Raw genomic sequence first — 22512 nt, forward strand, 5'->3', positions numbered from 1 at the left:
CTGATCGAAGCGCCGAACGTGGGTGTGCCACCGATCGAAGCGAGGAGCGAGCGGGAGGTGGCACCGCTGTCGTATGCGCAGCAACGGCTGTGGTTTATCGCGCAGATGGACCGGCGCGCGAGCGCGGCGTATCACGTTGCGGGAGGCGTGAGGCTGAGAGGGGCGCTGCGCGAGGAGGTTCTGCAGGCGGTATTGGACGAGATCGTGATGCGTCATGAGGCATTGCGTACGCGCTTCGAGGTGGAGCAAGGCGTACCGGTGCAACGCATCGAGGCGCAGGCGAGCTTTGCGCTCAGGCGCTACGAGCTGAGCGATGAGCAGCAGGTATGGCATCACGCGCAGCAGGAGTATCAAGAGGAGTTTGAGCTGTCGAGAGGCGCGTTGATCCGGGGGCGGCTGCTCAGGGTTGGGCAAGAGGATCACGTGCTGCTGGTGACGATGCACCACATCGTGTCGGACGGGTGGTCGATGGGGGTGTTGATCGATGAGCTAGGTCGCCTGTACGAGGCGTACAGCGAGGGTCGGGAGGCGGAGCTCGAGGCGTTGCCGATCCAGTATGGGGACTATGCGGTGTGGCAGAGGCGCTGGCTGCATGAGCAGGCGCTGTCGGAGCAACTGGCGTATTGGCGAGAGCAGTTGAGCGGAGCGCCGCAGTTGGTGGAGATGCCGACGGACCGAGCGAGGCCGGCGCAGCGCGACTACGCGGGAGCGCAGGTTGGGGTGCAGCTCGAGGCGGGGTTGGTGCAGGGGCTCAAGGGTTTGGCGCGGCGTCATGGGACGACGCTGTACGTCGTGGTGTTGACGGCGTGGGCGGCGGTGGTATCGCGCTTGAGCGGACAGCGGGAGGTGGTGATAGGCACGCCGGTGGCGAATCGTTCGAGGGCGGAGACGGAGGGGCTGATCGGGTTTTTTGTGAATTTGCTGGCGCTGCGCATCGAGGTGAGCGAAGGGGTGCGGGTGGAGCAGTTGGTGCGCCGAGTGCACGAGACGACAGTGCAAGGGCAAAGCCGTCAGGAGGTGCCGTTCGAGCAGGTGGTGGAGGCGGTGAATCCGGCGCGATCGCTGGGGCACAGTCCGGTGTTCCAGTTGCTGCTGGCGTGGGACAACACGCGAGCCGAGCAGGTCAAGCTCAAGGGTCTGGAGGTGGCGCGTTTGCGGTTGGAGCAAACGGGCGCGCAGTTTGATCAGAGCTTGAGCCTGAGGGAAGAGGAAGGTGGTGGCATAGGGGGGAGCCTGAACTATGCGCAGGCGCTGTTCGATCGGGAGACGATCGAGCGTCAGTTGGGGTATTTGAAGGCGATGCTGGAGGCGATGGTAGCCGACGATGCGCAGGAGGTGGAGCGTATCGAGTTGCTGAGCGAGGCGCAGCGCGAGCAGGTGGTGCATGGGTGGAACGAGACGGGACAAGCGTACGGGCCGGCGCGTTGCATTCATGAGCTGATCGAGGCGCAGGCCGCGCGCACGCCGCAGGCGGTGGCGGTGGTCTATGAGGAGCACACGCTGAGCTACGCGCAGCTGGAGGCGCACTCGAACCGGCTGGCGCGGCATCTGCGCAAGCTCGGGGTGAAACCGGAAGAACGGGTGGCGCTGTGGATGGAGCGCGGTCCACAGATGGTGGTGGGGCTGCTGGGGATCTTGAAGGCGGGCGGGGCGTATGTGCCGCTCGATCCTGGGTATCCGGAGGAGCGGCTGCGGTACATGCTGGCCGATAGTGAGCCGGTGGTAGTGCTCACGGACGAGTCGGTGAGCCAGAGGTGGGGCGAGCTGCTCGAGGCGGTCACGGTGCCGGTGGTGAACGTGCAGACCGAGGCGTGGCGGTGGGCGCACGAGCGCGGCGAGGCGCTGAGCGATGTCCAGGTACAACCGCATCACCTGGCGTACGTGATTTACACCTCGGGCTCGACGGGCCAGCCCAAGGGGGTGATGGTCGAGCACCGGTCGGTCGATAACCGCTTGCAGTGGATGCAGCAGGCGTACGGGCTGCAAGCGCAGGAGCAGGTGCTGCACAAGACGCCGGTGAGCTTCGACGTGTCGGTGTGGGAGTTGTTTTGGACGCTGCAGCAGGGTGCGACGCTGGTGCTGGCGCGCGCGGGCGGACATCAGGACCCGGGGTATCTGGGAGAGGTGATTGATCGTGAGCAGGTGAGCACGCTGCACTTCGTGCCGTCGATGCTCAGTGCGTTCCTGGAGTCCGGACAGGCGCAGCGGTGTCGCAGTGTGCGTCGGGTGATCTGCAGCGGCGAGGCCTTGCCTGCGGGGTTGCTCAAGCGGGTGCAGGCGCAGATGCCGTGGGTGCAGGTGCACAACCTGTACGGGCCGACCGAGGCGACGGTGGACGTGACAGCGTGGACGGCGCCCAGCGGGTGGGACGGCAGCACGGTGCCGATCGGTGCGCCGATCGCGAACACGCAGATCTACATTCTGGATGAGCGAGGCGAGCCGGTGCCGGTGGGGGTGGCAGGCGAGCTGCACATTGGCGGGGTGCAGGTAGCGCGGGGGTATTTGAAGCGGGCGGAGTTGAGCGGCGAGCGGTTCGTGGCGGATCGGTTCAGTGAGCAAGCGGGCGCGCGGATGTACCGCACGGGGGACGTGGGGCGTTGGCGTGCGGACGGCACGATCGAGTACCTGGGGCGCAACGACCAGCAGGTGAAGCTGCGTGGCTATCGGATCGAGTTGGGGGAGATCGAGGCGTGCTTGCAGCAGTACCCGAGCATCCGCGAAGCGGTGGTGCTGGCGCGCGAGGACGGCGCGGGCGGCAAGCGGCTGGTGGCGTACTACACGCGGAGCGAAGGACAAGGCACCGAGCACCAAGACCAAGAGGACGAGGTCCAGTCGCTGCAATCGCACGTGCGCGAGCGCTTGCCGGAGTACATGGTGCCGGCGGCGTACGTGGCGCTGGAGGCACTGCCGTTGACGGCCAACGGCAAGCTGGATCGCCGAGCGCTGCCGGCGCCGCATGACGAGGCCTATGCGCGCCGGGAGCACGTCGAGCCGCAAGGGCCGGTGGAGATTGAACTGGCCAAGCTGTGGACGGCGCTGCTGGGCGTGGCGCGGGTGGGCCGGGAGGACAACTTCTTCGAGTTGGGTGGACATTCGCTGCTGGCGGTCAGCCTGATCGAGCGCATGCGCCGCGCCGGGCTGCACACAGACGTGAGGGCGGTGTTTGCAGCGCCGACATTGTCGCAGCTGGCGCGCAGCGTAGACGGGCGCAGCCAGGAGGTGGAGGTGCCGGCCAACCTGATCACGCTCGAGAGCGAGCACATCACGCCGCAGATGGTGCCGCTGGTCAAGCTGAGTCAGCAGGAGATCGATCGGATCGTACAGACGGTGCCGGGCGGGGTGGGCAACGTACAGGACATTTATGGGCTGGCCCCGCTGCAAGAGGGGATCTTGTTTCATCACCTGATGGAGCAGCAAGGCGATGCGTATGTGATGCCCGCGCTGATGCGCTTTGACAGCCGGGAGCGCTTGGCGGGTTGGGTGAGGGCGCTGGAGGCGGTGATCGAGCGTCACGACGTGTTGCGCACGGCGGTGATGTGGGAGGGCTTGTCGCAGCCGGTGCAGGTGGTGTGGCGTCGAGCGCCGCTGCAGGTGCAGGAGGTGGAGCTGGAGGCAGCCGCAGGGCAGGTGGAGCAGCAGTTGCGCGAGCGCTTCGATCCGAGGCGCTATCGGCTGGACGTGAGATGCGCGCCGCTGATGAGAGCGTTCGTCGCGCAGCGGGAGGATGGGCCAGGGTGGGTGCTGTTGCTGCTGTTTCACCACTTGATGATGGACCACACGGCGCTGGAGGTGGTGCGTCAGGAGGTGGGGGCGCACTTGCTGGGCGAGCAGGCGAAGCTGCCGAGGGCGCTGCCGTTTAGGAACTTCGTGGCGCAGGCGCGGGGGGGCGTGAGCGAGCAGGAGCACGAGGCGTACTTCCGGGAGATGTTGGGGGCGGTGAGCGAGCCGACGCTGCCGTACGGGCTGAGCGATGTGCAGGGAGATGGGCAAGCGATCGAAGAGGCGAGGCTGAGCGTGAGCGCGGGCTTGAGTGTGCGCTTGAGAGCGCAGGCGCGCGCGCTTGGGGTGAGTGCGGCGAGCGTGCATCACCTGGCGTGGGCGGCGCTGCTCTCGCGGGTGAGCGCGAGCGCGGAGGTGGTATTCGGCACGGTGTTGTTTGGTCGGCTGCAGGGTGGGGAGGGCTCGGATCGGGTGCTGGGGCTGTTCATCAACACGCTGCCGTTGAGGGTGAGCGTGGATGGGCGAGGGGTGAGGCAGGCGGTGCGCGAGACGCACGAGCAGCTCACGCAGCTGCTGCGTCACGAGCATGCGCCGCTGGCGCTGGCGCAGCGCTGCAGCGCGGTGGCGCAACCGATGCCGCTGTTCAGTGCGCTGCTGAACTACCGTCACAGCGTGGTGGATGAAGCGCTAGACGCGAGGGCGTGGGAAGGGTTGGAGGTGGTGCCCAGCGAGGAGCGCACGAATTACCCGTTCGGGCTGTCGGTGGACGATCTAGGAGAGGGGTTTGAGCTGACCGCGCAGGTGAGCGCGCCGGCCGATGCGGGGCGTGTGTGCGCGATGATGGAGCGCGCACTGGAGGAGGTGGTACGGGCGCTGGAGGAGGCGCCGCAGCGGGCGGTGCACACGCTGGAGGTACTGGATGAGGCGCAGCGCGAGCAGGTGGTGCATGGGTGGAACGAGACAGGACAAGCGTACGGGCCGGCGCGTTGCATTCATGAGCTGATCGAGGCGCAGGCCGCGCGCACGCCGCAGGCGGTGGCGGTGGTCTATGAGGAGCACACGCTGAGCTACGCGCAGCTGGAGGCGCACTCGAACCGGCTGGCGCGGCATCTGCGCAAGCTCGGGGTGAAACCGGAAGAACGGGTGGCGCTGTGGATGGAGCGCGGTCCACAGATGGTGGTGGGGCTGCTGGGGATCTTGAAGGCGGGCGGGGCGTATGTGCCGCTCGATCCTGGGTATCCGGAGGAGCGGCTGCGGTACATGCTGGCCGATAGTGAGCCGGTGGTAGTGCTCACGGACGAGTCGGTGAGCCAGAGGTGGGGCGAGCTGCTCGAGGCGGTCACGGTGCCGGTGGTGAACGTGCAGACCGAGGCGTGGCGGTGGGCGCACGAGCGCGGCGAGGCGCTGAGCGATGTCCAGGTACAACCGCATCACCTGGCGTACGTGATTTACACCTCGGGCTCGACGGGCCAGCCCAAGGGGGTGATGGTCGAGCACCGGTCGGTCGATAACCGCTTGCAGTGGATGCAGCAGGCGTACGGGCTGCAAGCGCAGGAGAAGGTGCTGCACAAGACGCCGGTGAGCTTCGACGTGTCGGTGTGGGAGTTGTTTTGGACGCTGCAGCAGGGTGCGACGCTGGTGCTGGCGCGCGCGGGCGGACATCAGGACCCGGGGTATCTGGGAGAGGTGATTGATCGTGAGCAGGTGAGCACGCTGCACTTCGTGCCGTCGATGCTCAGTGCGTTCCTGGAGTCCGGACAGGCGCAGCGGTGTCGCAGTGTGCGTCGGGTGATCTGCAGCGGCGAGGCCTTGCCTGCGGGGTTGCTCAAGCGGGTGCAGGCGCAGATGCCGTGGGTGCAGGTGCACAACCTGTACGGGCCGACCGAGGCGACGGTGGACGTGACAGCGTGGACGGCGCCCAGCGGGTGGGACGGCAGCACGGTGCCGATCGGTGCGCCGATCGCGAACACGCGAATCTACATTCTGGATGAGCGAGGCGAGCCGGTGCCGGTGGGGGTGGCAGGCGAGCTGCACATTGGCGGGGTGCAGGTAGCGCGGGGGTATTTGAAGCGGGCGGAGTTGAGCGGCGAGCGGTTCGTGGCGGATCGGTTCAGTGAGCAAGCGGGCGCGCGGATGTACCGCACGGGGGACGTGGGGCGTTGGCGTGCGGACGGCACGATCGAGTACCTGGGGCGCAACGACCAGCAGGTGAAGCTGCGTGGCTATCGGATCGAGTTGGGGGAGATCGAGGCGTGCTTGCAGCAGTACCCGAGCATCCGCGAAGCGGTGGTGCTGGCGCGCGAGGACGGCGCGGGCGGCAAGCGGCTGGTGGCGTACTACACGCGGAGCGAAGGACAAGGCACCGAGCACCAAGACCAAGAGGACGAGGTCCAGTCGCTGCAATCGCACGTGCGCGAGCGCTTGCCGGAGTACATGGTGCCGGCGGCGTACGTGGCGCTGGAGGCACTGCCGTTGACGGCCAACGGCAAGCTGGATCGCCGAGCGCTGCCGGCGCCGCATGACGAGGCCTATGCGCGCCGGGAGCACGTCGAGCCGCAAGGGCCGGTGGAGATTGAACTGGCCAAGCTGTGGACGGAGTTGCTGGGCGTGGCGCGGGTGGGCCGGGAGGACAACTTCTTCGAGTTGGGTGGACATTCGCTGCTGGCGGTCAGCCTGATCGAGCGCATGCGCCGCGCCGGGCTGCACACGGACGTGAGGGCGGTGTTTGCAGCGCCGACATTGTCGCAGCTGGCGCGCAGCGTAGACGGGCGCAGCCAGGAGGTGGAGGTGCCGGCCAACCTGATCACGCTCGAGAGCGAGCACATCACGCCGCAGATGGTGCCGCTGGTCAAGCTGAGTCAGCAGGAGATCGATCGGATCGTACAGACGGTGCCGGGCGGGGTGGGCAACGTACAGGACATTTATGGGCTGGCCCCGCTGCAAGAGGGGATCTTGTTTCATCACCTGATGGAGCAGCAAGGCGATGCGTATGTGATGCCCGCGCTGATGCGCTTTGACAGCCGGGAGCGCTTGGCGGGTTGGGTGAGGGCGCTGGAGGCGGTGATCGAGCGTCACGACGTGTTGCGCACGGCGGTGATGTGGGAGGGCTTGTCGCAGCCGGTGCAGGTGGTGTGGCGTCGAGCGCCGCTGCAGGTGCAGGAGGTGGAGCTGGAGGCAGCCGCAGGGCAGGTGGAGCAGCAGTTGCGCGAGCGCTTCGATCCGAGGCGCTATCGGCTGGACGTGAGATGCGCGCCGCTGATGAGAGCGTTCGTCGCGCAGCGGGAGGATGGGCCAGGGTGGGTGCTGTTGCTGCTGTTTCACCACTTGATGATGGACCACACGGCGCTGGAGGTGGTGCGTCAGGAGGTGGGGGCGCACTTGCTGGGCGAGCAGGCGAAGCTGCCGAGGGCGCTGCCGTTTAGGAACTTCGTGGCGCAGGCGCGGGGGGGCGTGAGCGAGCAGGAGCACGAGGCGTACTTCCGGGAGATGTTGGGGGCGGTGAGCGAGCCGACGCTGCCGTACGGGCTGAGCGATGTGCAGGGAGATGGGCAAGCGATCGAAGAGGCGAGGCTGAGCGTGAGCGCGGGCTTGAGTGTGCGCTTGAGAGCGCAGGCGCGCGCGCTTGGGGTGAGTGCGGCGAGCGTGCATCACCTGGCGTGGGCGGCGCTGCTCTCGCGGGTGAGCGCGAGCGCGGAGGTGGTATTCGGCACGGTGTTGTTTGGTCGGCTGCAGGGTGGGGAGGGCTCGGATCGGGTGCTGGGGCTGTTCATCAACACGCTGCCGTTGAGGGTGAGCGTGGATGGGCGAGGGGTGAGGCAGGCGGTGCGCGAGACGCACGAGCAGCTCACGCAGCTGCTGCGTCACGAGCATGCGCCGCTGGCGCTGGCGCAGCGCTGCAGCGCGGTGGCGCAACCGATGCCGCTGTTCAGTGCGCTGCTGAACTACCGTCACAGCGTGGTGGATGAAGCGCTAGACGCGAGGGCGTGGGAAGGGTTGGAGGTGGTGCCCAGCGAGGAGCGCACGAATTACCCGTTCGGGCTGTCGGTGGACGATCTAGGAGAGGGGTTTGAGCTGACCGCGCAGGTGAGCGCGCCGGCCGATGCGGGGCGTGTGTGCGCGATGATGGAGCGCGCACTGGAGGAGGTGGTACGGGCGCTGGAGGAGGCGCCGCAGCGGGCGGTGCACACGCTGGAGGTACTGGATGAGGCGCAGCGCGAGCAGGTGGTGCATGGGTGGAACGAGACGGGACAAGCGTACGGGCCGGCGCGTTGCATTCATGAGCTGATCGAGGCGCAGGCCGCGCGCACGCCGCAGGCGGTGGCGGTGGTCTATGAGGAGCACACGCTGAGCTACGCGCAGCTGGAGGCGCACTCGAACCGGCTGGCGCGGCATCTGCGCAAGCTCGGGGTGAAACCGGAAGAACGGGTGGCGCTGTGGATGGAGCGCGGTCCACAGATGGTGGTGGGGCTGCTGGGGATCCTGAAGGCGGGCGGGGCGTATGTGCCGCTCGATCCTGGGTACCCGGAGGAGCGGCTGCGGTACATGCTGGCCGATAGCGAGCCGGTGGTGGTACTCACGGACGAGTCGGTGAGCCAGAGGTGGGGTGAGCTGCTCGAGGCAGTGAGCGCGCCGGTGGTGAACGTGCAGACCGAGGCGTGGCGGTGGGCGCACGAGCGTGGCGAGGCGCTGAGCGATGTCCAGGTACAACCGCATCACCTGGCGTACGTGATTTACACCTCGGGCTCGACAGGCCAGCCCAAGGGAGTGATGGTCGAGCACCGGTCGATAGTCAACGAGGTAACGACATTGCAGCGCCGCTATGAACTGGGAGCGGATGACCGGGTACTGCAGTTTGTGGCGGTAGCGTTCGACGTATGTGCGGAAGACGTTCTGAGCACGCTGACGGCAGGTGCAACGCTGGTCATGCGTAGCGAGGCGTGGGTAGCGGGGGCGCAGCGTTTCTGGTCGCTATGCGAGGCAAATGGTGTGACGTCGTTGAGCCTGCCGGCGTTGTTCTGGGAAGGGCTTGCGCTTGACGCCGGTGCGCCGATTCCAGCGAGCGTGCGCCGGATCACGATTGGTGGAGAGGCGCCGGGCGAGCGGGCGATGGCAGCGTGGTTTAGTCGTCCGGGCCATCGGCCTCGCTTGTTCAACGCGTATGGGCCGACCGAGACGACGGTATGTGCGGCGTTGTATGAATGCGAAGCTGATGAGGGACGGCCACCGATTGGCGGGCCGATCGCGAACACGCGGATCTACATTCTGGATGAGCGAGGCGAGCCGGTGCCGGTGGGGGTGGCAGGCGAGCTGCACATTGGCGGGGTGCAGGTAGCGCGGGGGTATTTGAAGCGGGCGGAGTTGAGCGGCGAGCGGTTCGTGGCGGATCGGTTCAGTGAGCAAGCGGGCGCGCGGATGTACCGCACGGGGGACGTGGGGCGTTGGCGTGCGGACGGCACGATCGAGTACCTGGGGCGCAACGACCAGCAGGTGAAGCTGCGTGGCTATCGGATCGAGTTGGGGGAGATCGAGGCGTGCTTGCAGCAGTACCCGAGCATCCGCGAAGCGGTGGTGCTGGCGCGCGAGGACGGCGCGGGCGGCAAGCGGCTGGTGGCGTACTACACGCGGGGTGCAGCACAAGCGACGGCACGAGAAGAACTGGACGTTCAAGCGTTGCAGTCCTACATCCGGCAGCAGCTGCCGGAGTACATGGTGCCGGCGGCGTACGTGGCGCTGGAGGCACTGCCGCTGACGGCCAACGGCAAGCTGGATCGCCGAGCGCTGCCGGCGCCGCATGACGAGGCCTATGCGCGCCGGGAGCACGTCGAGCCGCAAGGGCCGGTGGAGATTGAACTGGCCAAGCTGTGGACGGAGTTGCTGGGCGTGGCGCGGGTGGGCCGGGAGGACAACTTCTTCGAGTTGGGTGGACATTCGCTGCTGGCGGTCAGCCTGATCGAGCGCATGCGCCGCGCCGGGCTGCACACGGACGTGAGGGCGGTGTTTGCAGCGCCGACATTGTCGCAGCTGGCGCGCAGCGTAGACGGGCGCAGCCAGGAGGTGGAGGTGCCGGCCAACCTGATCACGCTCGAGAGCGAGCACATCACGCCGCAGATGGTGCCGCTGGTCAAGCTGAGTCAGCAGGAGATCGATCGGATCGTACAGACGGTGCCGGGCGGGGTGGGCAACGTACAGGACATTTATGGGCTGGCCCCGCTGCAAGAGGGGATCTTGTTTCATCACCTGATGGAGCAGCAAGGCGATGCGTATGTGATGCCCGCGCTGATGCGCTTTGACAGCCGGGAGCGCTTGGCGGGTTGGGTGAGGGCGCTGGAGGCGGTGATCGAGCGTCACGACGTGTTGCGCACGGCGGTGATGTGGGAGGGCTTGTCGCAGCCGGTGCAGGTGGTGTGGCGTCGAGCGCCGCTGCAGGTGCAGGAGGTGGAGCTGGAGGCAGCCGCTGGGCAGGTGGAGCAGCAGTTGCGCGAGCGCTTCGATCCGAGGCGCTATCGGCTGGACGTGAGATGCGCGCCGCTGATGAGAGCGTTCGTCGCGCAGCGGGAGGATGGGCCAGGGTGGGTGCTGTTGCTGCTGTTTCACCACTTGATGATGGACCACACGGCGCTGGAGGTGGTGCGTCAGGAGGTGGGGGCGCACTTGCTGGGCGAGCAGGCGAAGCTGCCGAGGGCGCTGCCGTTTAGGAACTTCGTGGCGCAGGCGCGGGGGGGCGTGAGCGAGCAGGAGCACGAGGCGTACTTCCGGGAGATGTTGGGGGCGGTGAGCGAGCCGACGCTGCCGTACGGGCTGAGCGATGTGCAGGGAGATGGGCAAGCGATCGAAGAGGCGAGGCTGAGCGTGAGCGCGGGCTTGAGTGTGCGCTTGAGAGCGCAGGCGCGCGCGCTTGGGGTGAGTGCGGCGAGCGTGCATCACCTGGCGTGGGCGGCGCTGCTCTCGCGGGTGAGCGCGAGCGCGGAGGTGGTATTCGGCACGGTGTTGTTTGGTCGGCTGCAGGGTGGGGAGGGCTCGGATCGGGTGCTGGGGCTGTTCATCAACACGCTGCCGTTGAGGGTGAGCGTGGATGGGCGAGGGGTGAGGCAGGCGGTGCGCGAGACGCACGAGCAGCTCACGCAGCTGCTGCGTCACGAGCATGCGCCGCTGGCGCTGGCGCAGCGCTGCAGCGCGGTGGCGCAACCGATGCCGCTGTTCAGTGCGCTGCTGAACTATCGTCACAGCGCGGTGGATGAGGCGCTCGACGCGAGGGCGTGGGAAGGGTTGGAGGTGGTGCCGAGCGAGGAGCGCACGAATTACCCGTTCGGGCTGTCGGTGGACGATCTAGGAGAGGGGTTTGAGCTGACCGCGCAGGTGAGCGCGCCGGCCGATGCGGGGCGTGTGTGCGCGATGATGGAGCGCGCACTGGAGGAGGTGGTACGGGCGCTGGAGGAGGCGCCGCAGCGGGCGGTGCACACGCTGGAGGTACTGGATGAGGCGCAGCGCGAGCAGGTGGTGCATGGGTGGAACGAGACGGGACAAGCGTACGGGCCGGCGCGTTGCATTCATGAGCTGATCGAGGCGCAGGCCGCGCGCACGCCGCAGGCGGTGGCGGTGGTCTATGAGGAGCACACGCTGAGCTACGCGCAGCTGGAGGCGCACTCGAACCGGCTGGCGCGGCATCTGCGCAAGCTCGGGGTGAAACCGGAAGAACGGGTGGCGCTGTGGATGGAGCGCGGTCCACAGATGGTGGTGGGGCTGCTGGGGATCCTGAAGGCGGGCGGGGCGTATGTGCCGCTCGATCCTGGGTATCCGGAGGAGCGGCTGCGGTACATGTTGGCCGATAGCGAGCCGGTAGTGGTACTCACGGACGAGTCGGTGAGCCAGAGGTGGGGCGAGCTGCTCGAGGCGGTCACGGTGCCGGTGGTGAACGTGCAGACCGAGGCGTGGCGGTGGGCGCACGAGCATGGCGAGGCGCTGAGCGATGTCCAGGTACAACCGCATCACCTGGCGTACGTGATTTACACCTCGGGCTCGACGGGCCAGCCCAAGGGGGTGATGGTCGAGCACCGGTCGGTCGATAACCGCTTGCAGTGGATGCAGCAGGCGTACGGGCTGCAAGTGCAGGAGAAGGTGCTGCACAAGACGCCGGTGAGCTTCGACGTGTCGGTGTGGGAGTTGTTTTGGACGCTGCAGCAGGGTGCGACGCTGGTGCTGGCGCGCGCGGGCGGACATCAGGACCCGGGGTATCTGGGAGAGGTGATTGATCGTGAGCAGGTGAGCACGCTGCACTTCGTGCCGTCGATGCTCAGTGCGTTCCTGGAGTCCGGACAGGCGCAGCGGTGTCGCAGTGTGCGTCGGGTGATCTGCAGCGGCGAGGCCTTGCCTGCGGGGTTGCTCAAGCGGGTGCAGGCGCAGATGCCGTGGGTGCAGGTGCACAACCTGTACGGGCCGACCGAGGCGACGGTGGACGTGACAGCGTGGACGGCGCCCAGCGGGTGGGACGGCAGCACGGTGCCGATCGGTGCGCCGATCGCGAACACGCAGATCTACATTCTGGATGAGCGAGGCGAGCCGGTGCCGGTGGGGGTGGCAGGCGAGCTGCACATTGGCGGGGTGCAGGTAGCGCGGGGGTATTTGAAGCGGGCGGAGTTGAGCGGCGAGCGGTTCGTGGCGGATCGGTTCAGTGAGCAAGCGGGCGCGCGGATGTACCGCACGGGGGACGTGGGGCGTTGGCGTGCGGACGGCACGATCGAGTACCTGGGGCGCAACGACCAGCAGGTGAAGCTGCGTGGCTATCGGATCGAGTTGGGGGAGATCGAGGCGTGCTTGCAGCAGTACCCGAGCATCCGCGAAGCGGTGGTGCTGGCGCGCGAGGACGGCGCGGGCGGCAAGCGGCTGGTGGCGTACTACACGCGGAGCGAAGGACAAGGCACCGAGCACCAAGACCAAGAGGACGAGGTCCAGTCGCTGCAATCGCACGTGCGCGAGCGCTTGCCGGAGTACATGGTGCCGGCGGCGTACGTGGCGCTGGAGGCACTGCCGTTGACGGCCAACGGCAAGCTGGATCGCCGAGCGCTGCCGGCGCCGCATGACGAGGCCTATGCGCGCCGGGAGCACGTCGAGCCGCAAGGGCCGGTGGAGATTGAACTGGCCAAGCTGTGGACGGAGTTGCTGGGCGTGGCGCGGGTGGGCCGGGAGGACAACTTCTTCGAGTTGGGTGGACATTCGCTGCTGGCGGTCAGCCTGATCGAGCGCATGCGCCGCGCCGGGCTGCACACGGACGTGAGGGCGGTGTTTGCAGCGCCGACATTGTCGCAGCTGGCGCGCAGCGTAGACGGGCGCAGCCAGGAGGTGGAGGTGCCGGCCAACCTGATCACGCTCGAGAGCGAGCACATCACGCCGCAGATGGTGCCGCTGGTCAAGCTGAGTCAGCAGGAGATCGATCGGATCGTACAGACGGTGCCGGGCGGGGTGGGCAACGTACAGGACATTTATGGGCTGGCCCCGCTGCAAGAGGGGATCTTGTTTCATCACCTGATGGAGCAGCAAGGCGATGCGTATGTGATGCCCGCGCTGATGCGCTTTGACAGCCGGGAGCGCTTGGCGGGTTGGGTGAGGGCGCTGGAGGCGGTGATCGAGCGTCACGACGTGTTGCGCACGGCGGTGATGTGGGAGGGCTTGTCGCAGCCGGTGCAGGTGGTGTGGCGTCGAGCGCCGCTGCAGGTGCAGGAGGTGGAGCTGGAGGCAGCCGCTGGGCAGGTGGAGCAGCAGTTGCGCGAGCGCTTCGATCCGAGGCGCTATCGGCTGGACGTGAGATGCGCGCCGCTGATGAGAGCGTTCGTCGCGCAGCGGGAGGATGGGCCAGGGTGGGTGCTGTTGCTGCTGTTTCACCACTTGATGATGGACCACACGGCGCTGGAGGTGGTGCGTCAGGAGGTGGGGGCGCACTTGCTGGGCGAGCAGGCGAAGCTGCCGAGGGCGCTGCCGTTTAGGAACTTCGTGGCGCAGGCGCGGGGGGGCGTGAGCGAGCAGGAGCACGAGGCGTACTTCCGGGAGATGTTGGGGGCGGTGAGCGAGCCGACGCTGCCGTACGGGCTGAGCGATGTGCAGGGAGATGGGCAAGCGATCGAAGAGGCGAGGCTGAGCGTGAGCGCGGGCTTGAGTGTGCGCTTGAGAGCGCAGGCGCGCGCGCTTGGGGTGAGTGCGGCGAGCGTGCATCACCTGGCGTGGGCGGCGCTGCTCTCGCGGGTGAGCGCGAGCGCGGAGGTGGTATTCGGCACGGTGTTGTTTGGTCGGCTGCAGGGTGGGGAGGGCTCGGATCGGGTGCTGGGGCTGTTCATCAACACGCTGCCGTTGAGGGTGAGCGTGGATGGGCGAGGGGTGAGGCAGGCGGTGCGCGAGACGCACGAGCAGCTCACGCAGCTGCTGCGTCACGAGCATGCGCCGCTGGCGCTGGCGCAGCGCTGCAGCGCGGTGGCGCAACCGATGCCGCTGTTCAGTGCGCTGCTGAACTATCGTCACAGCGTGGTGGATGAGGCGCTCGACGCGAGGGCGTGGGAAGGGTTGGAGGTGGTGCCGAGCGAGGAGCGCACGAATTACCCGTTCGGGCTGTCGGTGGACGATCTAGGAGAGGGGTTTGAGCTGACCGCGCAGGTGAGCGCGCCGGCCGATGCGGGGCGTGTGTGCGCGATGATGGAGCGCGCACTGGAGGAGGTGGTACGGGCGCTGGAGGAGGCGCCGCAGCGGGCGGTGCACACGCTGGAGGTACTGGATGAGGCGCAGCGCGAGCAGGTGGTGCATGGGTGGAACGAGACGGGACAAGCGTACGGGCCGGCGCGTTGCATTCATGAGCTGATCGAGGCGCAGGCCGCGCGCACGCCGCAGGCGGTGGCGGTGGTCTATGAGGAGCACACGCTGAGCTACGCGCAGCTGGAGGCGCACTCGAACCGGCTGGCGCGGCATCTGCGCAAGCTCGGGGTGAAACCGGAAGAACGGGTGGCGCTGTGGATGGAGCGCGGTCCACAGATGGTGGTGGGGCTGCTGGGGATCCTGAAGGCGGGCGGGGCGTATGTGCCGCTCGATCCTGGGTATCCGGAGGAGCGGCTGCGGTACATGTTGGCCGATAGCGAGCCGGTAGTGGTACTCACGGACGAGTCGGTGAGCCAGAGGTGGGGCGAGCTGCTCGAGGCGGTCACGGTGCCGGTGGTGAACGTGCAGACCGAGGCGTGGCGGTGGGCGCACGAGCATGGCGAGGCGCTGAGCGATGTCCAGGTACAACCGCATCACCTGGCGTACGTGATTTACACCTCGGGCTCGACGGGCCAGCCCAAGGGGGTGATGGTCGAGCACCGGTCGGTCGATAACCGCTTGCAGTGGATGCAGCAGGCGTACGGGCTGCAAGTGCAGGAGAAGGTGCTGCACAAGACGCCGGTGAGCTTCGACGTGTCGGTGTGGGAGTTGTTTTGGACGCTGCAGCAGGGTGCGACGCTGGTGCTGGCGCGCGCGGGCGGACATCAGGACCCGGGGTATCTGGGAGAGGTGATTGATCGTGAGCAGGTGAGCACGCTGCACTTCGTGCCGTCGATGCTCAGTGCGTTCCTGGAGTCCGGACAGGCGCAGCGGTGTCGCAGTGTGCGTCGGGTGATCTGCAGCGGCGAGGCCTTGCCTGCGGGGTTGCTCAAGCGGGTGCAGGCGCAGATGCCGTGGGTGCAGGTGCACAACCTGTACGGGCCGACCGAGGCGACGGTGGACGTGACAGCGTGGACGGCGCCCAGCGGGTGGGACGGCAGCACGGTGCCGATCGGTGCGCCGATCGCGAACACGCAGATCTACATTCTGGATGAGCGAGGCGAGCCGGTGCCGGTGGGGGTGGCAGGCGAGCTGCACATTGGCGGGGTGCAGGTAGCGCGGGGGTATTTGAAGCGGGCGGAGTTGAGCGGCGAGCGGTTCGTGGCGGATCGGTTCAGTGAGCAAGCGGGCGCGCGGATGTACCGCACGGGGGACGTGGGGCGTTGGCGTGCGGACGGCACGATCGAGTACCTGGGGCGCAACGACCAGCAGGTGAAGCTGCGTGGCTATCGGATCGAGTTGGGGGAGATCGAGGCGTGCTTGCAGCAGTACCCGAGCATCCGCGAAGCGGTGGTGCTGGCGCGCGAGGACGGCGCGGGCGGCAAGCGGCTGGTGGCGTACTACACGCGGGATGCAGCACAAGCGACGGCACGAGAAGAACTGGACGTTCAAGCGTTGCAGTCCTACATCCGGCAGCAACTGCCGGAGTACATGGTGCCGGCGGCGTACGTGGCGCTGGAGGCACTGCCGCTGACGGCCAACGGCAAGCTGGATCGCCGAGCGCTGCCGGCGCCGCATGACGAGGCCTATGCGCGCCGGGAGCACGTCGAGCCGCAAGGGCCGGTGGAGATTGAACTGGCCAAGCTGTGGACGGCGCTGCTGGGCGTGGCGCGGGTGGGCCGGGAGGACAACTTCTTCGAGTTGGGTGGACATTCGCTGCTGGCGGTCAGCCTGATCGAGCGCATGCGCCGCGCCGGGCTGCACACAGACGTGAGGGCGGTGTTTGCAGCGCCGACATTGTCGCAGCTGGCGCGCAGCGTAGACGGGCGCAGCCAGGAGGTGGAGGTGCCGGCCAACCTGATCACGCTCGAGAGCGAGCACATCACGCCGCAGATGGTGCCGCTGGTCAAGCTGAGTCAGCAGGAGATCGATCGGATCGTACAGACGGTGCCGGGCGGGGTGGGCAACGTACAGGACATTTATGGGCTGGCCCCGCTGCAAGAGGGGATCTTGTTTCATCACCTGATGGAGCAGCAAGGCGATGCGTATGTGATGCCCGCGCTGATGCGCTTTGACAGCCGGGAGCGCTTGGCGGGTTGGGTGAGGGCGCTGGAGGCGGTGATCGAGCGTCACGACGTGTTGCGCACGGCGGTGATGTGGGAGGGCTTGTCGCAGCCGGTGCAGGTGGTGTGGCGTCGAGCGCCGCTGCAGGTGCAGGAGGTGGAGCTGGAGGCAGCCGCTGGGCAGGTGGAGCAGCAGTTGCGCGAGCGCTTCGATCCGAGGCGCTATCGGCTGGACGTGAGATGCGCGCCGCTGATGAGAGCGTTCGTCGCGCAGCGGGAGGATGGGCCAGGGTGGGTGCTGTTGCTGCTGTTTCACCACTTGATGATGGACCACACGGCGCTGGAGGTGGTGCGTCAGGAGGTGGGGGCGCACTTGCTGGGCGAGCAGGCGAAGCTGCCGAGGGCGCTGCCGTTTAGGAACTTCGTGGCGCAGGCGCGGGGGGGCGTGAGCGAGCAGGAGCACGAGGCGTACTTCCGGGAGATGTTGGGGGCGGTGAGCGAGCCGACGCTGCCGTACGGGCTGAGCGATGTGCAGGGAGATGGGCAAGCGATCGAAGAGGCGAGGCTGAGCGTGAGCGCGGGCTTGAGTGTGCGCTTGAGAGCGCAGGCGCGCGCGCTTGGGGTGAGTGCGGCGAGCGTGCATCACCTGGCGTGGGCGGCGCTGCTCTCGCGGGTGAGCGCGAGCGCGGAGGTGGTATTCGGCACGGTGTTGTTTGGTCGGCTGCAGGGTGGGGAGGGCTCGGATCGGGTGCTGGGGCTGTTCATCAACACGCTGCCGTTGAGGGTGAGCGTGGATGGGCGAGGGGTGAGGCAGGCGGTGCGCGAGACGCACGAGCAGCTCACGCAGCTGCTGCGTCACGAGCATGCGCCGCTGGCGCTGGCGCAGCGCTGCAGCGCGGTGGCGCAACCGATGCCGCTGTTCAGTGCGCTGCTGAACTACCGTCACAGCGTGGTGGATGAAGCGCTAGACGCGAGGGCGTGGGAAGGGTTGGAGGTGGTGCCCAGCGAGGAGCGCACGAATTACCCGTTCGGGCTGTCGGTGGACGATCTAGGAGAGGGGTTTGAGCTGACCGCGCAGGTGAGCGCGCCGGCCGATGCGGGGCGTGTGTGCGCGATGATGGAGCGCGCACTGGAGGAGGTGGTACGGGCGCTGGAGGAGGCGCCGCAGCGGGCGGTGCACACGCTGGAGGTACTGGATGAGGCGCAGCGCGAGCAGGTGGTGCATGGGTGGAACGAGACAGGACAAGCGTACGGGCCGGCGCGTTGCATTCATGAGCTGATCGAGGCGCAGGCCGCGCGCACGCCGCAGGCGGTGGCGGTGGTCTATGAGGAGCACACGCTGAGCTACGCGCAGCTGGAGGCGCACTCGAACCGGCTGGCGCGGCATCTGCGCAAGCTCGGGGTGAAACCGGAAGAACGGGTGGCGCTGTGGATGGAGCGCGGTCCACAGATGGTGGTGGGGCTGCTGGGGATCCTGAAGGCGGGCGGGGCGTATGTGCCGCTCGATCCTGGGTATCCGGAGGAGCGGCTGCGGTACATGTTGGCCGATAGCGAGCCGGTAGTGGTACTCACGGACGAGTCGGTGAGCCAGAGGTGGGGCGAGCTGCTCGAGGCGGTCACGGTGCCGGTGGTGAACGTGCAGACCGAGGCGTGGCGGTGGGCGCACGAGCATGGCGAGGCGCTGAGCGATGTCCAGGTACAACCGCATCACCTGGCGTACGTGATTTACACCTCGGGCTCGACGGGCCAGCCCAAGGGGGTGATGGTCGAGCACCGGTCGGTCGATAACCGCTTGCAGTGGATGCAGCAGGCGTACGGGCTGCAAGTGCAGGAGAAGGTGCTGCACAAGACGCCGGTGAGCTTCGACGTGTCGGTGTGGGAGTTGTTTTGGACGCTGCAGCAGGGTGCGACGCTGGTGCTGGCGCGCGCGGGCGGACATCAGGACCCGGGGTATCTGGGAGAGGTGATTGATCGTGAGCAGGTGAGCACGCTGCACTTCGTGCCGTCGATGCTCAGTGCGTTCCTGGAGTCCGGACAGGCGCAGCGGTGTCGCAGTGTGCGTCGGGTGATCTGCAGCGGCGAGGCCTTGCCTGCGGGGTTGCTCAAGCGGGTGCAGGCGCAGATGCCGTGGGTGCAGGTGCACAACCTGTACGGGCCGACCGAGGCGACGGTGGACGTGACAGCGTGGACGGCGCCCAGCGGGTGGGACGGCAGCACGGTGCCGATCGGTGCGCCGATCGCGAACACGCAGATCTACATTCTGGATGAGCGAGGCGAGCCGGTGCCGGTGGGGGTGGCAGGCGAGCTGCACATTGGCGGGGTGCAGGTAGCGCGGGGGTATTTGAAGCGGGCGGAGTTGAGCGGCGAGCGGTTCGTGGCGGATCGGTTCAGTGAGCAAGCGGGCGCGCGGATGTACCGCACGGGGGACGTGGGGCGTTGGCGTGCGGACGGCACGATCGAGTACCTGGGGCGCAACGACCAGCAGGTGAAGCTGCGTGGCTATCGGATCGAGTTGGGGGAGATCGAGGCGTGCTTGCAGCAGTACCCGAGCATCCGCGAAGCGGTGGTGCTGGCGCGCGAGGACGGCGCGGGCGGCAAGCGGCTGGTGGCGTACTACACGCGGGATGCAGCACAAGCGACGGCACGAGAAGAACTGGACGTTCAAGCGTTGCAGTCCTACATCCGGCAGCAACTGCCGGAGTACATGGTGCCGGCGGCGTACGTGGCGCTGGAGGCACTGCCGCTGACGGCCAACGGCAAGCTGGATCGCCGAGCGCTGCCGGCGCCGCATGACGAGGCCTATGCGCGCCGGGAGCACGTCGAGCCGCAAGGGCCGGTGGAGATTGAACTGGCCAAGCTGTGGACGGCGCTGCTGGGCGTGGCGCGGGTGGGTCGAGACGACAACTTCTTCGAGTTGGGTGGACATTCGCTGCTGGCGGTCAGCCTGATCGAGCGCATGCGCCGCGCCGGGCTGCACACGGACGTGAGGGCGGTGTTTGCAGCGCCGACATTGGCGCAGCTGGCATTGAGCACGGCGCATGCGCTCCCTGAATCTCTCAAGAGTGGCATTGTTCCCGTTCGCACTGGAGGGACTGGAACCCCGCTATTCCTGATGCACGAATACAGCGGTTATGCAACCTACTTTTCGGTTCTCGGCGCACGCATTGGCAATCACATACCCATCTGGGGCCTATCCGGCGTCCCTGTAGAAGAGCCTCAGCTAGCCACCATCGAATCCATGGCGGCAAGGCTGGTGCGACTCATCCGACGCGTGCAACCGCACGGCCCGTATCGTTTGGCGGGCTGGTCCTTTGGCGGATTGCTCGCCTACGAAACAGCCGTTCAACTGATCGGACAAGATGAAACAGTTGAATTTCTCGGCTTATTGGACACGCGTTGTCCGAACATTTTGAGTCAGCCTCCCCTCCAACTTTCACCACAGGCGCGTCTTCGTCGCCTGCTGGAGGATCATGCGAGCAGGCACCGTGAGCTGTTTTCGGAAAATGACGCTCGGCACACGGAACTCGATCGGATCCACCGCCAGTTCGATCAACTGGATCTCGACGATTTGATCGACGTTTGCGCAAGGTACGAAATTTTGCCGCAAGAGATCCGCTCTCGACGGGACTTCGAGCTCGATTCGATGCGCCGCTCCGCATACGATCACGCCGCGTCCGCTTATGCGTCACAACCCGTGTCGATACCCGTGCATCTGTTCGTTGCTGAAGACGAGGCGAGAGCACAAGGCGACACGGAGCGAAGACTCACGCCGGCCCTCGGGTGGGATGCAGTCGTCCCGCGCGACCTGATTCGCCGCATTGATGTTCCCGGCACCCATCTGACGATGATGGAACAGCACAACGTGGGTGCGCTTGGCGATGCGCTCACGCGCGCGATCGACTCACGCGATTTGCCGAAACGCAACGAGGACGATTACGTTGCGCATGTACTCATACAAAGCGGTCACAGGGATGTCGCGCCCGTATTCTGCATCCCGGGTGCCGGAAACAGTGCCGTGACGTTCGCTCACCTGGCTTCCGCAATGCCGTCGCAATGGCCGATTCATGGCCTGCAGGCGCGAGGCCTCGATGGGCGCCAGTTGCCGCATACCACGATCGAAGCTGCAGCTTCAGCTTACATCCAGCTGATCGAAGATATGTATCCGCACGGACCGATTCATCTCATCGGGCACTCGTTCGGTGGATGGATCGCCTTCGATATCGCGATTCAGCTGAGCGAGCGCGCAAGAGCGATCGCTTCGCTGACGCTGCTCGATAGCGAACCGCCCGATGGCGCGGGAATCATTGGGAAAGAATACTCGGCAACGGATATCGCAATGGAATACGTCCGCGCATGTGAGTTGTCCGCTGGGCGATCGCTGGGCATATCGCGCGAGTGTCTGGAGCTGCTTCGGCCGGATCAGCTTCTTTCGACTCTCCACGAGGCAGTCGTCGCTGCCGGTCTGCTTCCGCGTGCGGCGGGTGTGAATGCGATACGTGGGCCGTTGCGTGTATTTGGCACAGCACTGAGAACGACCTACGCACCCACGCGGCCATTCGCGGGACAAACGAGGCTCGTTCTTGCAACCAACGTCTCGAGCGACGCCCCAGGCGAGTCGTCAGATCTTGTGCGCGTCGAAGCGAGATGGCGTTCATGGGCGCCGTCTCTGCGGGTATGGCATGCGCCAGGCAACCATATGACCATCTTGCAGAGTCCGCAAGTGACACGGCTTACCGAATGGTGGACACACTCACTGCAGGAGGGCGAAGGTCAAGACGTGGCAATCGCCAGCGATTTCGGCAAATGATGCAGGCAGGCGACTGCTCGCCGCATGGAGAACGTGAGACATCCCGGACAACGTGCTGCGACACGAAAGCACGATGGCAGGCAACCGCGAGAAACGATCGAAGGTAGAGAAAATGACATCATTGAATGCCCCGCAGTTAGTCGAAGACAAACAAAGCGCCTCGGCCGCCGGAAAACTGGTGCCGAGCGCGAGGCGGCTGGAAATGCTAGCCAAGCCGATTACCCGATTTCATGAAGCGATCCGCGGCGACCTGCCCCTGCACGGGAAGATTCGTTCCATCCTGATGCATCAGTTTCAGTCCTATTACTTCGTGCAAACACCGATGTGGCGCATGCTGCTCAGAAGCTTGGCGTCAGACCGCGTTGTTCCGGACTTTGCTTCAATTGGAGCGGTGCGTTCAGGCACATCGGCGCTGAGTCAATATATTTTTCAGCATCCGTGCGTCGTTCTGCCGATCGCAAAGGAGCCGCACCTTCGTCTTCCGACGAAGCGCTTTTGCATGGCCTCTTTTCCGCGCAAGAAGGAGATGGATGCCGCTCGCTCACGTTTGGGAGCCGCCGCTACCGGATACTGCACACCGATCGTGCCGGACCTGACGATGCCGTATCTGATGAGGGCGATCAATCCCGCCTGCAAGATCGTGCTGATTCTCAGGAATCCCATCGACAGAGTGCTTTCACACTGGCAGTGGGACCAGTTGCTGACGGCGCAATGGAACAAGGACGCACTCTGGAAATACTTTCCGGACTTCAAGCAGATGGTTGACATCGAATTCATGAGCCTCGCCAGCGGCGGAGGCGGGCTACGCACCATGACCGGCAACGGCAACGGCTACTTGCTGAACAGCATTTATCTTCCCTTTATCCGCGTGCTTCGCGAGCAACTAAACGACGAACAGATCCACATCGTCTGCGCGGAGGAGTTTTTTGCCGAGCCGCTCCGCATCGCGAAGGAAGTCTACGCGTTCCTGGGACTTCCCGATTGCGAGCCGCTCCAAGTTTCGGAAAAGAACGCCAGCGGAGCATCGACGCTCGACGGGACGACGCGTAAGCGCCTGAGTGAATTTTTCAGGCCACATAACGAGCGGCTCTTCGAATATCTGGGTCGCGACTTTGGATGGGACAAATAGCCAAGCGACGACGAACCGCG

Annotated in this window: 2 protein-coding genes (1 of these 2 running past the window's edge); both read left to right on the top strand. The window is 66.3% G+C overall.

Going from position 1 to position 22512, the window contains the following annotated elements:
- Positions 1-21363: the 3' portion of a non-ribosomal peptide synthase/polyketide synthase gene (locus ACSQ20_RS20175; RefSeq protein ID WP_436023561.1), read on the top strand. The gene continues 16050 nt to the left of window position 1, outside the view; only the last 21363 of its 37413 coding nucleotides appear in the window; its start codon lies beyond the left edge, outside the window; its stop codon occupies positions 21361-21363.
- Between the two features lie 73 nt (positions 21364-21436).
- Entirely contained in the window at positions 21437-22492 is a 1056-nt protein-coding gene (locus ACSQ20_RS20180) for a sulfotransferase domain-containing protein (protein ID WP_436023563.1), read from the top strand.
- The last annotated feature ends 20 nt before the right edge of the window (positions 22493-22512 follow it).

The sequence above is a fragment of the Trinickia sp. LjRoot230 genome, assembly GCF_964253315.1.
GTDB lineage: Bacteria > Pseudomonadota > Gammaproteobacteria > Burkholderiales > Burkholderiaceae > Trinickia.

Excerpts from the sequence above, each read along its gene's own strand:
- ACSQ20_RS20180 (WP_436023563.1), top strand. The coding sequence starts at position 21,437 with ATGGCAGGCAACCGCGAGAAACGATCGAAGGTAGAGAAAATGACATCA.